This window comes from Nocardiopsis potens DSM 45234 (genome assembly GCF_000341105.1).
GTDB lineage: Bacteria > Actinomycetota > Actinomycetes > Streptosporangiales > Streptosporangiaceae > Nocardiopsis_A > Nocardiopsis_A potens.
Genome location: NZ_ANBB01000064.1, coordinates 1 through 16,389, shown reverse-complemented (window position 1 = coordinate 16,389; position 16,389 = coordinate 1). Strand labels below are relative to the sequence as shown.

General features: G+C 71.6%; 17 protein-coding genes and 4 tRNA genes. 14 read left to right on the top strand and 7 right to left on the bottom strand.

All coding sequences use genetic code 11. From position 1 onward, the window contains the following. Nucleotides 1-51 precede the first annotated feature (51 nt). Complete coding sequence (locus tag D459_RS0125240) at nt 52-552, top strand: HD domain-containing protein (RefSeq protein WP_017595786.1); 501 nt, start codon at nt 52-54, stop codon at nt 550-552. A gap of 685 nt (nt 553-1,237) precedes the next feature. On the opposite strand, the gene D459_RS0125230 is transcribed toward D459_RS0125240, so the two are convergent. Beyond that, complete coding sequence (locus tag D459_RS0125230; protein ID WP_017595784.1) at nt 1,238-1,711, bottom strand: NUDIX hydrolase; 474 nt, start codon at nt 1,709-1,711, stop codon at nt 1,238-1,240. A gap of 10 nt (nt 1,712-1,721) precedes the next feature. Next, nucleotides 1,722-2,459 (bottom strand): DUF5919 domain-containing protein, encoded by a 738-nt coding sequence (locus D459_RS0125225; protein WP_017595783.1) that lies wholly within the window; start codon nt 2,457-2,459, stop codon nt 1,722-1,724. A gap of 288 nt (nt 2,460-2,747) precedes the next feature. Between D459_RS0125225 and D459_RS0125220 the strand changes: the two genes are divergently transcribed. The 7 genes from D459_RS0125220 to D459_RS0125190 all read left to right on the top strand — a co-directional run bounded on the left by D459_RS0125220 (nt 2,748) and on the right by D459_RS0125190 (nt 8,292). Further along, a complete protein-coding gene (locus tag D459_RS0125220; protein WP_017595782.1) occupies nt 2,748-3,167 on the top strand; it encodes a hypothetical protein in 420 nt (139 codons plus the stop codon). Next, complete coding sequence (locus tag D459_RS0125215; protein ID WP_020380331.1) at nt 3,167-3,397, top strand: hypothetical protein; 231 nt, start codon at nt 3,167-3,169, stop codon at nt 3,395-3,397. Before D459_RS0125220 ends, D459_RS0125215 begins: the two co-directional genes overlap by 1 nt. 96 nt (nt 3,398-3,493) lie before the next feature. Continuing rightward, a complete protein-coding gene (locus D459_RS0125210; protein WP_040711055.1) occupies nt 3,494-3,787 on the top strand; it encodes a hypothetical protein in 294 nt (97 codons plus the stop codon). After that, entirely contained in the window at nt 3,787-5,208 is a 1,422-nt protein-coding gene (locus D459_RS0125205) for an FtsK/SpoIIIE domain-containing protein (RefSeq protein ID WP_017595779.1), read from the top strand. Before D459_RS0125210 ends, D459_RS0125205 begins: the two co-directional genes overlap by 1 nt. Next, nucleotides 5,208-6,869, top strand: coding sequence for a replication initiator (locus D459_RS0125200; RefSeq protein ID WP_017595778.1), 1,662 nt, complete (start codon nt 5,208-5,210; stop codon nt 6,867-6,869). The genes D459_RS0125205 and D459_RS0125200 overlap by 1 nt, the downstream gene beginning before the upstream one ends. Further along, nucleotides 6,866-7,048, top strand: a complete 183-nt coding sequence (locus tag D459_RS0125195) for a helix-turn-helix domain-containing protein (protein ID WP_017595777.1) — start codon at nt 6,866-6,868, stop codon at nt 7,046-7,048. Before D459_RS0125200 ends, D459_RS0125195 begins: the two co-directional genes overlap by 4 nt. Then, entirely contained in the window at nt 7,048-8,292 is a 1,245-nt protein-coding gene (locus tag D459_RS0125190) for a tyrosine-type recombinase/integrase (RefSeq protein ID WP_017595776.1), read from the top strand. The genes D459_RS0125195 and D459_RS0125190 overlap by 1 nt, the downstream gene beginning before the upstream one ends. A 76-nt stretch (nt 8,293-8,368) precedes the next feature. On the opposite strand, the gene D459_RS0125185 is transcribed toward D459_RS0125190, so the two are convergent. The 4 genes from D459_RS0125185 to D459_RS32735 all read right to left on the bottom strand — a co-directional run bounded on the left by D459_RS0125185 (nt 8,369) and on the right by D459_RS32735 (nt 10,399). Beyond that, a tRNA-Phe gene (locus D459_RS0125185) sits at nt 8,369-8,442 on the bottom strand. 25 nt (nt 8,443-8,467) lie between these two features. Continuing rightward, nucleotides 8,468-8,542 (bottom strand) — tRNA-Asp (locus D459_RS0125180). Nucleotides 8,543-8,638: 96 nt separating this feature from the next. Continuing rightward, nucleotides 8,639-8,714 (bottom strand) — tRNA-Glu (locus D459_RS0125175). Nucleotides 8,715-8,836: 122 nt separating this feature from the next. After that, a complete protein-coding gene (locus D459_RS32735) occupies nt 8,837-10,399 on the bottom strand; it encodes a metallophosphoesterase family protein (RefSeq protein ID WP_020380329.1) in 1,563 nt (520 codons plus the stop codon). An 89-nt stretch (nt 10,400-10,488) separates the two neighbouring features. On the opposite strand from D459_RS32735, the gene D459_RS0125165 reads away from it, so the two are divergent. Next, nucleotides 10,489-10,833, top strand: coding sequence for a metallopeptidase family protein (locus D459_RS0125165; RefSeq protein WP_017595774.1), 345 nt, complete (start codon nt 10,489-10,491; stop codon nt 10,831-10,833). A 193-nt stretch (nt 10,834-11,026) separates the two neighbouring features. Further along, nucleotides 11,027-12,307, top strand: coding sequence for an MFS transporter (locus tag D459_RS0125160; protein ID WP_017595773.1), 1,281 nt, complete (start codon nt 11,027-11,029; stop codon nt 12,305-12,307). An 18-nt stretch (nt 12,308-12,325) separates the two neighbouring features. Here the strand turns inward: D459_RS0125160 and D459_RS0125155 are convergent, their stop codons facing one another. Next, nucleotides 12,326-12,586 carry a PspC domain-containing protein gene (locus tag D459_RS0125155; RefSeq protein ID WP_017595772.1) on the bottom strand — a complete coding sequence of 87 codons (261 nt, stop codon included), beginning with the start codon at nt 12,584-12,586 and terminating at the stop codon, nt 12,326-12,328. Nucleotides 12,587-12,816: 230 nt separating this feature from the next. Here D459_RS0125155 and D459_RS0125150 point away from each other — a divergent pair. The 4 genes from D459_RS0125150 to D459_RS0125135 all read left to right on the top strand — a co-directional run bounded on the left by D459_RS0125150 (nt 12,817) and on the right by D459_RS0125135 (nt 16,339). After that, a tRNA-Lys gene (locus D459_RS0125150) sits at nt 12,817-12,889 on the top strand. 244 nt (nt 12,890-13,133) lie between these two features. Beyond that, entirely contained in the window at nt 13,134-13,607 is a 474-nt protein-coding gene (locus D459_RS35950) for a hypothetical protein (RefSeq protein ID WP_017595771.1), read from the top strand. A 140-nt stretch (nt 13,608-13,747) separates the two neighbouring features. Further along, complete coding sequence (locus D459_RS32725; protein ID WP_017595770.1) at nt 13,748-15,979, top strand: tetratricopeptide repeat protein; 2,232 nt, start codon at nt 13,748-13,750, stop codon at nt 15,977-15,979. A gap of 57 nt (nt 15,980-16,036) precedes the next feature. Further along, entirely contained in the window at nt 16,037-16,339 is a 303-nt protein-coding gene (locus D459_RS0125135; protein ID WP_017595769.1) for a hypothetical protein, read from the top strand. The last annotated feature ends 50 nt before the right edge of the window (nt 16,340-16,389 follow it).

Here is a 16,389-nt window from a genome sequence, read left to right as displayed (position 1 = left end):
GGACATGTTCACTGGGCGCGGGAACTCGCGCGAGAACTGCTCGAACAGCCGTTGCCCCGCCGCTGGGCGCACACCCAGGGCGTGGCGGAACAAGCCCGATCGCTGAAGAACCTGCTCGGTGACGAGGCCGACCTCCTGGAGGCGTCGGCCTGGCTGCACGACATCGGGTACTCTCCGGCCCTCGTCGTCACCGGCTTCCACCCTCTCGACGGGGCCCGTCATCTGCGCGGCGTCCACCAGGCCGACGAACGGCTGTGCTCGCTGGTCGCCCACCACTCCGGGGCCACCGTCGAAGCGGAGGAACGCGGCCTGCTCGACCTGCTGAAGGGCGAGTTCGAGCCGCCGCCGGACCACCTGCTGGACGCGGTCACCTACGCGGACATGACGACCGGCCCGGACGGGACCCACCTACCGGTGGAGCGCCGACTCTCGGAGATCCTGGAGCGCTACGCCCCGGAAGACCTGGTGCATCGGTCCGTGTCACGGTCCGCCCCCCTCTTGACCGCGTCAGTCCGTTCCATAGAGCGGCTCCTGGGCGCTGTTCAGAATTAGAACGAAGAACCCTTTCCACTCTCAATAGAAGAAACTTCTCTTTGCGCCCTCTTTCAGAAAAGGAGCCCCACTCGTCTCATGCGACCTCCAGAGGCCCCACCGAGGCGCGGTGATTGGTGTACTCTCGCTCATTAACGCATCGCAGGTTCCGGAGTGCCACGACTTCGAGGCCTGCGAGTTCCCGCCTCGGCGGGATGACCCGCTGCGTTGCGTCACGCGCAAGTTGGGGTGGATTTGCTCCCTGCGCATGCAGGGATGGGGGTACGCGGCACAGATGGACTCAGAGTCTGGTCTGCGGGCCACCATAAAACGGCCTCTCGCTGCCACGAGAGGCCGTCAGCAATCCCTGCTTCATGACATGGAGAGGCAAAGACGGTGACCATTGTAGTGCACGACGAGGTATTTCGCCACGTCAGCGCAGCCCTGAGCGGCACGGCAGGGTTGGACTCCTCTCTGCCCGCCCTGGGCTGGCCTGGAACTGTTGGCGCGTTCCTGGCGGTGGCTCTACTGCTCATCCTGGGTGTCGTGTACCCGGCCGTGTGGTCGGGCTGCCCTGAGCGGCGAGGGGCTGCACAGCGGGTCTTGAATCGCCTGCTCAGGGCGTTCTTCCCCGGTAGGAGGTAAGGCCCTGGCCGCCAAGCATGTCTGTAAGGAACATGCTTGGCGGCCTCTTGTTTTTCAGCGTTCACCCGATGTGCGCCGGCCCACCCGCAAGGAAGTGGTCGATGCGCATCCGCATGGACCGGTCCATGGTGAGGTCCTTGAGTTCCTCCTTGGAGACCCAGAGGACCTCCTTGGACTCGTCGCTGGGGCGCGGTTCGCCTGAGATGGGCCGGGCCGTGAGCGCGATGGAGAACTCCTGCCGGGCCTCGCCGTCGCTGGTGTAGTAGATGATGTGCTTCGGGTCGGTGTAGGTGCCCACGATCCCGGTGATCTCGCAGGTGATGCCGGATTCTTCCTCGGTCTCCCGGACGGCGGCCTGGGGCACGGACTCGCCCAGGTCGATCGCGCCTCCGGGGACGGCCCAGTTGTCGTTGTCGGTTCGGCGGATCATCAGGACCTCGTCGCGCTCGTTGACGACGAAGACGTTCACCGACGGGACGCGGCTGTTGGCCTCCGGCGCCTCGGGGTCGTCGTAGTAGTCGATCCGCCTGCCCATGGACCTTCCCTCAATCGAGCGGGGCCGCCTTGCTCCACACCTTCTCGAAGCTTTCGAGGTAGGTGCTCACCATCTCGCCGCCGGGAACCTTGCGGAGGTGGAAGACCGGCGCTTCGGACGCCATGGTGCCATAGGCGTGCGTATTGACCAGCAACTGGTCATCGGCGCGGTACAGCGAGTTGTAGAGGATCGTGTCGTGCAGCCGGAACTCGGCTCCCTCGATCGCGCGCACCTGCTTGTACATCAGGATCACGTGCCGGATCTTCGACGCCATCAGCTCGCCGATCCCCTCGTCCTCGCCGCGCTGGGCGACGGCCTCGCTCTCCGGGTCGCCGAGCAGGAAGCGGATCCGGACGCCGGCGCGCGCCTTGTCCGCGAGCAGCTTGACCATGCTCGGGTCGTCGGCCAGGAAGAACCCGCTGAAGACCAAGACGGAGATCTCCTCCTGGGCCCTCTCGAAGAGGCGCTTCCACATGTCCTGCGGGACGCTCCAGCGGTGCGGATAGATCTCCACGATCTCGCTCTGCGACGCGGCCTTGCTCTGCTCCGGGCTGAGGGCCTTCGGCCAGAGGTAGGTCTCTTCCGCTTCGAGGTAGGCCGCCGCGGCATAGCGGTGCCGGCGGTAGGGCGTGCGGCCCTGGGTGATCCAGCGCTCGACGCTCTTCGCGTCCACGCCGATCGCCTCCGCCAGGTCGGCGGGCGTGGCTCCGCGCTGGAGGAGCGCGGCTCGCAGCCTCTCGTTCGGCATGTACCCCGGGGTTCGCAGGACGTCTAAGGACGCGCTCACATTATCGAGACGTCCCGAACACGTCCAGCCATGTAGTGATCCCGTCCCGCCTGTTCAAGGGATGGTCATAACCGTCGGAACAGCCGGAGTGCCAGCGGATCCGAGATTTCCCGAGACGACTTCCCCGGCTGCCGCTGACAACCAACTTCGATACATGCTATACATGTATCGATTCCTGGACGGGGCGACCGCCCGTCGGTCGCAACAGGGGTCGTGATCAGCATGAACAACGAGAAGAGGAGTGTCCTCATGGCCATTCAGGGTGCGATCCCGGTGGAGTTCGGGACGGTGTTCCCCCACGGCGCCTACGCGCTGAGCGTGGAGCCCATCACCGACTTCGAGACCAAGCGCCCCCAGATGGACAAGAACACCGGGCTGCCGCTGTGGGCGGTGGACGTCATCGACGCCGACCCCGAAGCCCGCGGCAAGGCCAAGAGCGTGAAGGTCAAGATCCCCACCGAGGTCTGCCCGACCATGCCGGACGAGGCGGCGGGCCTGCCGTTCCGCCCGGTGGAGTTCGAGCGCATGTCGGTCATGCCCTACGTGGACGACAACGGGCGCCGCCCCCGGGTGGCCTACTCGCTGCGCGCCCAGGGCATGAAGGCGCCCGGCGCCCCGGGCTCCCGGAACAAGACCCCCGCCGCTGCGGGCACCAAGGGCGGCGAGTGATGGCGCTCACGATCTTGACGCTCCGCCTGGAGGAGAGCACCGGGATCGACTTCGCCACGGTTCGGGAGAGCACACCTCAGCTGCGTATCGATGAGCCGGGCCTCATGGTCACGATCTCCCCGCTCTCGGGCGCGGCGGTCACCCGGGAAGAGGCCGAAGCCGCTCGCCGGTTCGCCGATGCGGCCCGCGCCTACGCCGACGAGGTCCAGCGCCTCTACACCGCCGGTTAGAGCGGCGTTTCGCGGGGCGGCCAGGTGCGCCAACACCTTCGGCCGCCCCTTCACTCCCTGAGAACTGCGCGAACCCAAGAGAGGTGCGTCCTCATGATGGCAGAACAGCCCGTGCGCGTGTCCGCCCGGGAGATCACCGACTTCCTGGCCGCGCTGCGCGAGCAGCAGACCGACCCGTCCCGCTCCGACACCGCCCGGGGGCGCCTGGACGTCCTGGCGTGGAAGTCCTCGCTGCTGGACCGGATCGCCGTCCAGACCTCCGACCCCGAGACCCGCTCCGTGGCGGCCGCCGCCCGTGCCGATCTGGCCGCCGCGCGGGCCGAACTCGCCGCCGCCCGCGCCGAAGAGCTGGCCTCTTCCTTCGAGGTCCGCACCGGGGGGCGTCGCTGATGCTCAACGGCAAGAGCAACGGCGCCTCCCAGGTTCAGCCGACCGCCCCGGTTCCCGCGCACGCGATCCGGTTCAGCACGCCGGTGGTGGAGACGCCGGCGGTGTTCATCATCGGCCGCTGGCTCTGGCGCCTGCTGGCCTTCTTCGGGGCGCTTCCGGTCCGCTTCCCCCTCGCCACCGCCTCCGCCGCCGTCCTGGCGGCCTCGTGGTGGCTGCTGGGCTGGATCGGCCCGGCCCTGGTGTGCACCGTGGCCACCATCGGCGGACTGGCCTGGCGGCGGTTCCACCCCGGATCCTTCCGGACGTGGGTGGCGCTGCGGGCGCTCGGACTGGTGCGCGGGGTGTGGGTCTACCGGCGGCACTGGCAACCGGTACTGGTGGTCTCCGGCCTCGCGGAGTCCTACCTGGAGCGCCAGTACCTCCCGCGGATCAGTGCGGTGACGTGCACGGAGTGGGCCGACCGGGTGCGGGTCAAGCTGGTGCCCGGCACCGCCCCGTCCGCCTTCGAAGAGCGCACCGCCCACCTGGCGCACGGGTTCCGCGCCCCGGCCTGCCGGGTGGAGGTCCGCGGCCCGCTGGACATCGTGCTGGAGTTCCCCCGACACGACATGCTGGCCGATCCGATCGACGCCCTTCCCGTCCCCGACTCCGCCGACGGCGTGGACCTGGCCGCGCTGCCGATGGGGCTGCGTGAGGACGGGCGGACGTGGCGGATGCGCCTGCACGGCACGCACGTCCTGGTCGCCGGCGTCACCGGTTCCGGGAAGGGCTCGGTCATCTGGTCGGCGATCCGCGCCATGCTGCCCGCCATCGCCGCCGGGCTGGTGCGGGTGCGGGCGGTCGACCCCAAGCGCATGGAGCTGTCCTACGGACGCTCGCTCTTCCACCGCTACGCCGACACCGCAGAGGCCTGCGTGGAGCTGCTGGAAGAGGCCGTGGCCGACATGCAGGACCGCGCCGCCCGCTACGCCGGACGCATCCGCGCCCACGTTCCCACCCTCGATGACCCCTTCGACGTCGTCGTCCTGGACGAGGTGGCGTTCCTGACCGCCTACCACCCCGACCGCGACATCCGCCGCCGGGCAGAGGCCGCGATGGCCACGCTGACCTCGCAGGGGCGCAGCGTCGGATACGCGGTCCTGGCCGCACTGCAGGACCCCCGCAAGGAGGTCATGAACCTGCGCAACCTGTTCCCGGACAAGGTGGCGCTCCGGCTGGACGAGGCGTCCCAGGTCGACATGGTGCTCGGCCCCGACGCCCGCGACCGGGGCGCCGATGCCCACCTGATCGACGCCGGCGTTCCCGGCACCGCCTACGTCCGCCTGGAGGGCTCCACGATGCCGGTCCGGGTCCGGGCCGCCTACGTCTCCGATGCCGACATCGACGCCATGACCGCCGCCGACGCGGACGGAGGTGAGTAGTGCCCACCGTGACCGGTAAGACCACCCGGGCCGAACGCCTGGCCCGACCGCTGGCCCGGGAGGTGGCCGAGCAGATCGCCGCGGACAAGGGCGTGTGCATCCGCCCCGTCTCGCTGCGCCGGACCGACATCGCCACCGGCGGGACCGAGATCATCGACGTCCCGTGCGGGGCCACCCTCGAATCACGCTGCCCGGCCTGCGCCAAGCGCAAGCGCTCCATCCGCCGCACTCAGTGCGAAGAGGGCTGGCACCTGGCCGAGGAACCGGTGAACGCCCCGGAAGAGCCGTCCGAGGTCCAACGCGACTGGGTGGCCAAGCGGGCCGTCGTCACCGCCGAACGCGACCGCCTGGCCGCCGACGGGACGGCGAGTGCCGAAGAGCTGGCCGCGCTGGACGCCGCCATCGCCGACCTGGACGAAGAGATCACCGCCTCCGGGCTGCGGGGCAAGGCAGCGCCCCCCTCCTCGCCCCGACCGCGCCGGGTGCGCTCCACACGGCGCCGTCAGGACGCCCCGGACCTGCCCAAGCGGCAGATGAAGAAGACCACCCTGGGCCGCTCCTTCGAGGATCCGGCCAACGGCAAGGTCTTCCGCCCCTCCATGTTCCTCACCCTCACCCTGGACTCCTACGGCCGAGTGAAGAGCGACGGCACTCCGGTGGATCCGGTCGGCTACGACTACCGGCGCGCCGCCCGGGACGCGATCCACTTCTCCAAGCTCGTGGACCGGTTCGTGCAGAACCTGCGGCGGGTGGCCGGCTACGACGTCCAGTACTTCGCCTCCGTCGAACCGCAACGGCGCCTCGCCCCGCACCTGCACATGGCCGTGCGCGGCACCCTGCCCCGGGCCGAACTGCGCCAGGTCGCCGCCGCCACTTACCACCAGGTGTGGTGGCCGCCCGCCGACGAGGTCGTCTACGACGGCGCGAACCTGCCCGTCCACGACGAGGCGACCGGGAACTACCTCGACCCGGCCACCGGTGAAGTGCTGCCCACCTGGGACGAGGCGCTGAACGCCCTGGACTCCGACCCTGGAGCAGAGCCCTTCCACGTGGTGCGCTTCGGCCGCCAGGTCGACGCCAAGGGGGTCGTGGCGGGCTCGGCCGACGCCGACCGGTGCGTGCGCTACCTGGCCAAGTACCTGACCAAGGACATCGCCGAATCCCCCCCCGCCGAATCCTCCGCCCAGAAACACCATGTGGACCGGCTGGTGGAGGCGCTGCGCTTCGAACCCTGCTCGCCTCGGTGCGCCAACTGGCTGCGCTACGGCATCCAGCCCGACGGCGCCCGTGAGGGCCTGGTCCCCGGGTACTGCCGCTCCAAGGCGCACAAGCGCGAGCACCTGGGCCACGCCGGACGCCGCGTCCTGGTCTCGCGCAAGTGGTCCAACAAGACCGTGGCCGACCACAAGGCCGACCGCCTGGCCTGGGTCCTCGAACGGCTCGGCGTCGCCCCTGACGGCGGCCAGGAAGGCGCCGGCGCAGCAGGACCGGCCGTGACCGGCTCCTTCGCCTGGGAGCTGGCCAACCCCACCGACCCCGACGTTCCACCCCGGGAACAACGCCTCCTCCGTGCGGTCGGGGACGCGCTGAAACGCCGCGCACAGCTGGACACGGCCCGGATCGCAGAATCTTCGGCAGTCGCAGAACAGGAAGCAGCATGACCACGACCTCCCTTCTCCTGACCGTCGACGAGGCCGCGGAGCACCTCCGTGTGAGCCGCTGGACGGTCTACAACCTCATCCGCTCCCGCACTCTCCGCACGGTCAAGATCGGGCGTCGGCGCCTGGTCCCCGTCGCCGCGCTTCCCGAGTGCCTGGAAGCCCTGGAGGACGCCGCCTGATGGGCACCGAAGAGAACGGCCGCCGCCGCAAGGGGCGCAAGCGGGCCAACGGCGAAGGGAGCATCTGGCAGCGGAAGGACGGCCGCTATGCTTTCGCTGCTTACGTGCTGGCCGGCGATGGAACGCACAAGCGCGTCCAGGGCTACGGCCGCGACTACGATGACGCGCGGGCCAAGCTGAACAGGCTGCTCGCCGATTCGGACCAGGGCATTCCGGTGGCCTCGGAGAACTGGACGGTGGCCGAGTACCTGGACTACTGGCTGGAACACGTCGTGCGGGCCGAGCGGCGCCCGAAGACGGTGCAGGGATACGAGGGGGTCATCCGCCGCTACCTCGTCCCCAACCTGGGGAAGAAGCGGCTGGCCAAGCTGACCGCCCGGGACGTGCGGACCTTCATCACGAAAGTCCGGCAGATCTGCCAGTGCTGCCGCGACGGCGCGGACGCCGCTCGATACGAACCCCGGTGCTGCGCGCTCCCCGAACCTCGCTGCTGCGAGCGACGGCTTTCGGCGCGCATGGTGCAGTCGATCCACGCCGTGCTCCGCAACGCCCTGCAGACCGCCGTCCGGGAAGAGGCGATCCCGCGCAACGTCGCCTCCCTGGTCAAGGTCTCGCCTCCGCGCTACTCGGTGAACCGCGGCCTGGACGTGGCGCAGGCACGCCGGCTGCTCAAGGTCTCCAAGGAAGACCGGTTCCACGCCCTGTACGTCCTGGCGCTCTGCCTGGGGCTTCGCCGCGGGGAACTCCTCGGGCTGCGCTGGTGCGACGTGGATCTGGAGGCGGGGCGGCTGGAGGTGGTGCACACACTTCAACGGGTCGGCGGAAAACTGTCGCTGGTTCCGCCCAAGACGGAGGACTCTGCGCGGACCGTTCCGCTCCCCGCCGTCTGCACGGACGCGCTTCGGGAGCACCGCAAGCGGCAGTTCGCGGAACGCTCGGACGCCTTCCCGGACTGGGAAGAGCACGGCCTGGTCTTCCCGTCGAAGCGCGGCACCCCGCTGGAGCCGGACAACCTGCGGCGGAGCTGGGAGCCGTTGCGGCGGGCGGCCGGCCTGGACGGGATGCGCTTCCACGACCTACGGCACACCTGCGTGACGCTCCTGCTGAACCTGGAGGCGCCGCCCCAGGTGGTCCGGGAGATCGTCGGGCACAGCGACATCGGGGTGACGATGACGATCTACGCGCACGCGTCCTTGGAGGAGAAGCGGCGGGCCCTCGGCAGACTGGGGAGAGCGCTCGGTTGAGCCGGTTGCTGTCGCGTTGCTGCCAAAAAAGCCCGGGGCCTCTTCGGCTCCGGGCTTCTTCGCTGGTGCTACTGGGTGGCCAGGGGCGGGGTCGAACCGCCGACCTTCCGCTTTTCAGGCGGACGCTCGTACCAACTGAGCTACCTGGCCCCTGCCACTGGTCGGTAGTGGCGAGCGGTCCTGACGGGATTTGAACCCGCGGCCTCCACCTTGACAGGGTGGCGAGCACTCCTAACTGCTCCACAGGACCTCGTATGCGGTTGTGCGTCCGCGCCGCCTGGCGGGCTTTGCGGGCGTCCTCCGTGGTCTCCATTGTGCCAGAGGTCTGACACCACTTCGACCGGAGTGGTACCCCCAACCGGATTCGAACCGGCGTTACCGCCTTGAAAGGGCGGCGTCCTAGGCCACTAGACGATGGGGGCCTCGACGACGAACGAGGTCGTCACTTGCCCGCTGCGCCTGTCGTCGGGGACTCGACAAGCATAGGGGAGATTTCGCCCCAGTGCCAAAGCCTTTCCCCCGCGCCCCCGGGAGCGGCCGCCGGTCAGGGTGTCGACGCAGGTGAGGCCGGTTCCCGGCCGGGCGGGGAGGAGGCCGGGGAAGAGGCCGGGGAGGACGGGGCGGCGGGCTCCGGCGCCGTGGGGTCGGGCGGGGCGACCGGGCGGTCCGGGTCCTCCTCGATGTGCCGCTCGATCCGGGCCGAGGTCAGGCCCAGGCCGCCCAGGGTGACGTCGTCCCAGGCCTGCAGCCGCTTGGTCTCGGCGTCGAAGTAGAGCACCGAGGCCTCGTAGGGCTTGGGGGCGGCCGTGCCGCCCTCCAGGCCGCGCAGCCCGGCGCCGCCGGTCGAGCCCTGGACGAAGAACCGGGTGCCGGACTCGGGCAGCTCGGTCCAGCGCCGGTGGCCGTGCCCGGCCAGCACCAGCGGCACCCTGCCGTCGAACCCGTCGGCCTGCACCGGGTCGTGCAGTACCGCGACGTCCACCGGCGGGTCCGCGTCGGCGACCCCCACCGCCTGGGCCTCGCCGATCCGGCGCACCTCGCCGGGGTCGGGGTTGTCCGCGGTCTTGTCCGGGGTGAACCGCGGGTCGCCCGCCCCGTAGAAGACGATGCCGGCGACCTCGGCCACCGAGTCGTCCAGCACCACCGCGTTGGGCTGGCGCTCCACCGCCCGCTGGGTGCCCATCGAGTCGTGGTTGCCGCGGACCCACACGTAGGGCACGTCCAGCTCGGCGATCTCGTCGGCGAAGGCGTCCTCGGCGGCGCTGCCCCGGTCGGTGAGGTCCCCGGAGTCGACGATCACGTCCGCCTGGAACTGCTCCTGCAGCGAGGCGATGACGTTCCACGCCGCCGGGTTGAGGTGGATGTCGGAGACGTGCAGCACCCGCACCGTCGACTCGTCGCCCTCGTACACCGGGAGCTCCGAGGTGACCTCGTAGAGCCGGGACACGTTGCCGACCAGGCCGGCCAGCTGCTCCCGGTACTCCTCGAACCTGCTCACCACCGCCTCGGCGCTGCCCACCACCTGCGGCGCGCCCGCCAGCAGGCCGGAGTAGCGCGGCTCGGCGACCGCGGAGGGGTTGAACGTCGCCGCGGCCAGGCCCCCGGCGCCGGCGAACGCGGCCAGCGCCGTCCCTGCGCTCAGCGCGGCCCGCCGCCAGTCCCGGAACAGCACCAGGCCGACCAGGGCCGCGCCGAGCACCGCCGCCGCGGCGGACTGGGCGAACAGCCGGATGACGCCGTCCCGCACCTCCGCGCCGATCCCGCGCGCCATCCGGTCGATCGCCTCCGGGTCGGAGAACATCTCCTCGGCGGCGGCCAGCCGGATCTCGGTGATGGAGGCCTCGAACCGGAGCGGCGCGGTGTGCGTGTCGAACTGCAGCGTGCCCAGCGGGGCGACGTCCACCACCGTCTCGCCCTGCCAGCTCGGGCTGACCGAGAGGCTCACGTCGGCCGGGCCGATCGGGGTCAGCGCGCTGCCGCCCAGCGCCAGGCCCAGCCAGCCGCCGGCCAGGCCCGCGAGGACGACGGCCGCGACGCGCCAGGCGCGCAGCAGCCGCTCCCGCCTCGCGGCGACCCGTTCGCGGACCACCGCGAGTGCCGTGCCCAACCGAGACAACACGAGTCCATCATGCCCGTGCACCCCGCTTCGGCAACGCCCCACCGCCGACACGCCGGTTCCTGGCGGACAATGGCGGCGTGGTCGAACTCAGCCGCAGGGAATTCGAAGAACTCGTCGCCGACGCTCTGGACTCCATCCCGGAGGACCTGACCCGCTACATGGACAACGTGGTGATCACCGTCGCCGAGGACCCGCCCGAGCCCGGCCTGCTCGGGCTCTACGAGGGCGTGCCGCTCACCGAGCGCGGCGACTTCTACGCGGGGGTGCTGCCCGACCGGATCTCCATCTACTGGCGGGAGATCTGCGCGATCTGCGAGGTCCCGGAGGACGTCGTGGAGGAGGTGCGGATCACCGTGGTGCACGAGATCGCGCACCACTTCGGCATCGACGACGACCGGCTGCACGAACTGGGCTGGGCCTGACCTCTGCGGCGGCACGTCCGGAACCACCCCGTCGGCGCACGCTTCCGCCCATGTCGTGAGGGACCTGCCCCGACAACGAATCAGCTACGAATTCCGGCGAACCGCTTGCGGAGGGCGGCCGCGATTCGAGACCGTAGGTCATCGAACCACGACCCAGCGTGAACGCGAACGCGCGCCGATGAGGGAGCCGCCGGTGGGGGACCCGCGAACGGCCGGCGACGGCCACGACGTCCGCCCCGACTGGAAGCGCGCCTACACCGACGTGATGCGGGTGCCGGAGTTCCGCGCCCTGTGGCTCTCGCACGCGCTGTCCATGTCCGGCGGCTACCTGCTCAGCATCTCGGTGGTGCTGCTGGTCTACCGGCAGACCTCGTCGCCGCTGGCGGCCGGGGTGACCAGCGCGATCACCTTCATCCCGCAGATCCTCGCCGGGCCGCTGCTGTCCGGCCTGTCCGACCTGCTGCCGCGCCGCCGGGTGATGCTCGCCTCCGACCTGGTCCGCGCGGCGCTGGTGGTCGGCATCGGGATCCCGGGGCTGCCGCTGTGGGCGGTCTGGTCGCTGCTGTTCTGCTCGATCCTGCCGATGGTGCCGTTCGGCGCGGCCCGCGCCGCGCTGATGACCGAGATCGTGCAGGGCGAGCGGTACGTCGCCGGGTCGGCCATCATCAACCTGACCTCGCACCTGGGGACCCTGGTCGGCCTGGTGGCCGGCGGCGCGGTGGTCGCGCTGGTCGGCCCGAACAACGCGGTGATGATCAACGGCGCGACGTTCGTCGTCTCCGCGCTGATCGTCCGGCTGGGGGTGCGCGCCCGCCCGGCGCCGGTGCCCGACGGGGCGGCCCGGCCGACGCTGTGGCAGGTCACCCGGGACGGCGCCCGCCTCGTCTTCGGCGACGCGCGGCTGCGCACCCTGGCGCTCTTCGCCTGGCTGGCCGGCTTCTACATGGTCCCGTTCGGCCTGGCCGGCCCGCTCTCCGACAAGGCCGGCGCGGGCGCGGTGGGCACCGGGCTGATCATGGCCGGCCCGTCGATGGGCGCCCTGGTCGGCGGCTTCGTGCTGACCCGGCTGATCGCCCCGGGGACCCGCATCCGGCTGGTCGGGCCGCTGGCCGTCGGCGGCTCGGTCCCGCTCCTCGCCTGGCTCGCCGACCCGCCGCTGTGGGCGATGGTGGCGCTGCTCGCGCTCTCCGGCGCCCTGGCCTCCTACCAGCTGGTCGCCAACGCCGCGTTCGTGCTGTGCGTCCCCGCCGTCGGCCGCGGCCTCGCCTTCGGCCTCGTCGCCGCGGGCCTCCAGGCGGTCCAGGGCGTCGGCATCGCGGTGGCGAGCCTGCTGGTGGAGGTGGTCGACCTCGATGCCGTCATCGTCTGCTCCGGCGGCCTGGGCATCGCCGGAGCCCTCCTGCTGGCCGTCCCGTGGACCCGGCTCGCTCCCCAGGTCACCGAACTGATGGACGGCCGGGACCGCTCCGGCTGACCCCGTTTCCCGCCCCGCTCAGAGGTCGGACCTCTTCCCCTGGAAGTTCCGGATGACGTGCTCGGCGACGGAGGTCTGCCCGCCCTCCTCCGGCATCACGACCCAGGCGATGATGTAGACCAGCACCCCGCTGAACCCGAACAGTGTGAGCACCGCGAACGCCAGCCGGACCAGGTTGGCGTCGACCCCGATGAACTCGCCGACCCCGCCGCACACACCGGTGAGCATCCGGTTGGTCCTGCTCCGCTGCAGCCTCTTCTTCCCGAAGTTCTCGTTCATGTCCCCCAGCCTGCCCGCTCGACCGCCCCCTTCCCATCCGGCACCCCCCGGAGCGCCCCCCGATCCCTCCCTGACCCGCACCCCGACCCGCCCCACCCCGCCCCTCGGGGCGGCGCCCCACCGCCCCCTCGCGCACCTCCACCGACCGGATCCTCTGCTGTGCAACCGTCGTGCGACTCGGGTAAAGTGTGCGCCGGTGACATCTGCCCTGCTAGACCGGCCGATGTCGCGGGCCCTTAGCTCAACTGGCAGAGCAGCGGACTTTTAATCCGCGGGTTCAGGGTTCGATCCCCTGGGGGCCCACCCCGTCCGACCTGGCGCTTCTCCTTCGGGAGGGGCGCCGGTTCTCGTTAGGGGGCGGCCGTGGTCGCAGTTGCAGTCCACGGCGGCCTGCGGCCCTCCCCCTCGTTCGGAGGCCGGTTCCGTCCCCTGGGCCCGGGGCGGCCTGTTCCGGCCGGGGCCCGACCGTGCTTTCCCTCCCTGCGCTCTCACCCGGTGTGCTTCCATGGCCACACGCCCTCAGCGCCGACGGGAGGCCCCCCACCGCATGCTCCCCGACCTCGCCCAAGTAGCCGCGGCCGGCGCCACCGCCCTGGCCACCGCAGCCGGAACACAGCTGTGGGAGAGCGCTAAGAACCTGATCGCCGGCCTGTTCGCCCACCGCGGCCGGCGAGCGGAACAGAACGCCCTGGACCAGCTCGACCAGGTCCGCGACCGGCTCGCCGGGGCCGCGCCCGAAGAGTGGGAGAAGATCGAGGCCCGCTGGCGCGACCGGCTCGAAGACCTGCTGGCCGAACTCGACGACTCCGAGCGCGACCAGGCCGCCGAGAAGATCACCGGCCTGGTTCAGCGGGTCGAGGAGGAGACCGGGGCCTCGGTGCGCACCGGGGACGGCTCCATGGCCGCCGGGCGCGACATCACCGTCACCGCCGAAGGCGGCTCGGTGGCCGGTGTCGGGCGCATCGACGGCGGCGTGCACCTGGGAAACCCTCCCCGGCCGGGGCCGGAGACCACGGCCTGACCGACCCCGGCGCCACCGCGGCCGCCGCCTCCGGGGACGGGGCGAAAGCCTTCGCCGCCGCCGGCGGCGGCCTCATCGCCGAGCACATCGGCCAGGTCGTCTACCAGCAGCCCGGCAGCGGCGGGGAGCCGTCCTGGCCGGTGGTGGTGGGGCGACTGCCCGAGCGTTCCGATCACTTCCAGCACCGCGCCGTATCCGACCGCCTCACCCGGGCGGCGGCGGAGTCCCCGGCGGTGGTGCTGTCGGGGATGGGCGGGGTGGGCAAGACCCAGCTGGCCGCCGACCACGCCCACCGCGCCCTCGAACACGGCGCCGCGGACGCGGTGGTGTGGATCGAGGCCGGCTCCCGGACCTCGGTGGTCTCCGCCTACGCCCAGGCCGCCCGCGCGGTGGGCGCCGCGCCTCCGAACGCGGCCGCCGGCCCCGAGGACCAGGCCCAGGTGTTCCTGTCCTGGCTGCGTACCACCCACAAGCGGTGGCTGGTCGTCCTGGACGACGCCGCCCCGCCTTCAGGCGATGAGGACGCCCCGCTCGGGTTGGAGTACCTTGACGGGCTCTGGCCGCCCGAGACCACCGTGCCCTCCGAACATTCCCAAGGCAGGAAGAAAGGGGTGAAACCGCGCTGGGGCGGGCGGACGCTGGTCACCACCCGCCGCAAGGACGCCGCCCTGGCATCGGGCAACCGCACTGTCCTGGACGTGGAGGTCTTCACCCCGGAGGAAGCGGTCACGTTCCTCACCCACGCCCTGACCGAGCACGGCATCCAAGCCCCTGAGGCCGAGGCCGCCGGGCTGGCCGGCGAGCTCGGGCACCTCCCTCTCGCATTGGCCCAGGCCGCCGCCTACATCGCCGACGAGCGACTGGACTGCGCCGCCTACCGGCGCCTGCTCACCGGCCGGAAGCGCCGCCTGGACCAGCTGACCCCCGATGTCGGAAGCCTGCCCACCGGGCACGCCCGCACCGTCGCGGCCACCCTGGCGCTCTCCATCGACCACGCCGACCGCCTGCCCCCGGCCGGGTGGGCCCGCCCGCTCATGCAGGTCCTGGGCCTGCTCTCCCCCGACGCCGTCCCCGTCTCGGTGCTCACCACGCGGTCGCTGGCCGCCCACCTCCTCAACGCGGCCGGCGACGAGGGCCGAGAGCACGGTGAGAAGGGCGAGAAAGCGGTCCAGAAGACGGCGCTGTGGTCCTTGGGGGTGCTGCGCCGATTCAGCCTGATCACCGCCACCGAGTCGTTCGCCGCCGAGAAGTCGGTGCAGAAGGCGGCGCTGCGGTCTCTGGGCGTGCTGCGCCGGCTCGGCCTGATCACCGCCGCCGGGCCGCTCACCGCCGAAGGGGCGACGGTGGCAGTGCACGCCCTGACCCAGCGCGCCGCCCGGGAGACCCTCACCGGCCGCCGGCGGGACCGGGCCGTCCGCGCCGCCGCCGACGCCCTGGAGGAGGCCTGGCCCGAGATCGAGCGCGACACCGCCCTGGGCCGGGCCCTGCGCGCCTGCACCACCGCCCTGGACGACCACGCCGCCGATGCGCTGTGGGCGTCCAAGCGGCGCCGGGTGCTGTTCCAGGCCGGGAACAGCCTCGGAGCGGCAGGGCAGGTCGCGGCGGCCGTGGACCATTGGAAGCGGATGCTCCGGGAGGCCGAACACCGGCTCGGCCCCGACCACATCGACACCCTCACCGCCCGCAACAACCTCGCCGCCTGGACCGGCGATGCCGGGGACCCGGCCGAAGCCGCACGGATGCTCACCGAACTCCTGCCCGTTCTGCAGCGGGTCCTCGGCCCCGACCACCCCGGCACCCTCGCCGCCCGCAACAACCTCGCCACCTGGACCGGCGAGGCCGGGGACCCGGCCGAAGCCGCACGCCTGTTCGCCGAGCTCCTGCCCGCCCGGACCCGGATCCTGGGCCCCGACCACCCCGACACCCTCACCACCCGCAACAACCTCGCCACCTGCACCGGTGATGCCGGCGACCCCGATGAGGCCGTACGGCTGCTCGCCGGACTCCTCACCGACCGGACCCGGGCCCTGGGCCCCGACCACCCCGACACCCTCACCACCCGCAACAACCTCGCCACCTGGACCGGCGACGCCGGGAACCCGGCCGAAGCCGCACGGATGCTCGCCGAACTCCTGCCCGACCGGACCCGGATCCTGGGCCCCGACCACCCCCACACCCTCACCACCCGCAACAACCTCGCCGCCTATACCGGCTACGCCGGAGACCCCGATGAGGCCGCACGGATGCTCGCCGAGCTTCTCGGCCACCAAGAGCGCGTCCTGGGCCCCGGCCACCCCCACATCCTCGTCACGCGGAAGAACCTGAGGCACTGGCGGGAGCAGGCCGCCGGAGAAGGCGGCGGGCGGGAATGACCCCTTCGCCGGCCCGGCCCGGTGGAACCCCCGTCGGGGGCGGGGCGTCGGAGCGGCATGGACTCCGATCACCGAAGCGCGGCCGAGGACCCGGCGGTCCGGTCGGCGCGGATCCGGGCCAAGGCCGAGCTGGTGGAGGGCCTGGGCAGGGCCGGGGCAGCCCGGCGGCCGCCCGTGTCGGAGGAGGCGGTGGCGGCGCGCGAGGCCGAGCTCGGCATCGCCTTCCCGGACTCCTACCGGGTCTTCCTCACCGCCGTCGCCGACGGGGCGGAGGCCTTCGGCACGCGGATCGATCCGCTCGGCGCGGCGTGCCTGTGGCAGGACCTGGAGGAGTGGCCCGACCCGGACGGCGGTTTCTAGGGGTCGTCGCAACACCGGGTTGGTTCGTTCAGGCCGTGAGCAGTTTATGC

Coding starts and splice junctions, on each gene's coding strand:
- D459_RS0125230 (WP_017595784.1), bottom strand. CDS start 1,711: ATGGGCAGGCGGATCGACTACTACGACGACCCCGAGGCGCCGGAGGCC.
- D459_RS0125225 (WP_017595783.1), bottom strand. CDS start 2,459: ATGCCGAACGAGAGGCTGCGAGCCGCGCTCCTCCAGCGCGGAGCCACG.
- D459_RS0125220 (WP_017595782.1), top strand. CDS start 2,748: ATGGCCATTCAGGGTGCGATCCCGGTGGAGTTCGGGACGGTGTTCCCC.
- D459_RS0125215 (WP_020380331.1), top strand. CDS start 3,167: ATGGCGCTCACGATCTTGACGCTCCGCCTGGAGGAGAGCACCGGGATC.
- D459_RS0125210 (WP_040711055.1), top strand. CDS start 3,494: ATGGCAGAACAGCCCGTGCGCGTGTCCGCCCGGGAGATCACCGACTTC.
- D459_RS0125205 (WP_017595779.1), top strand. CDS start 3,787: ATGCTCAACGGCAAGAGCAACGGCGCCTCCCAGGTTCAGCCGACCGCC.
- D459_RS0125195 (WP_017595777.1), top strand. CDS start 6,866: ATGACCACGACCTCCCTTCTCCTGACCGTCGACGAGGCCGCGGAGCAC.
- D459_RS0125190 (WP_017595776.1), top strand. CDS start 7,048: ATGGGCACCGAAGAGAACGGCCGCCGCCGCAAGGGGCGCAAGCGGGCC.
- D459_RS0125155 (WP_017595772.1), bottom strand. CDS start 12,586: ATGAACGAGAACTTCGGGAAGAAGAGGCTGCAGCGGAGCAGGACCAAC.
- D459_RS35950 (WP_017595771.1), top strand. CDS start 13,134: ATGCTCCCCGACCTCGCCCAAGTAGCCGCGGCCGGCGCCACCGCCCTG.
- D459_RS0125135 (WP_017595769.1), top strand. CDS start 16,037: ATGGACTCCGATCACCGAAGCGCGGCCGAGGACCCGGCGGTCCGGTCG.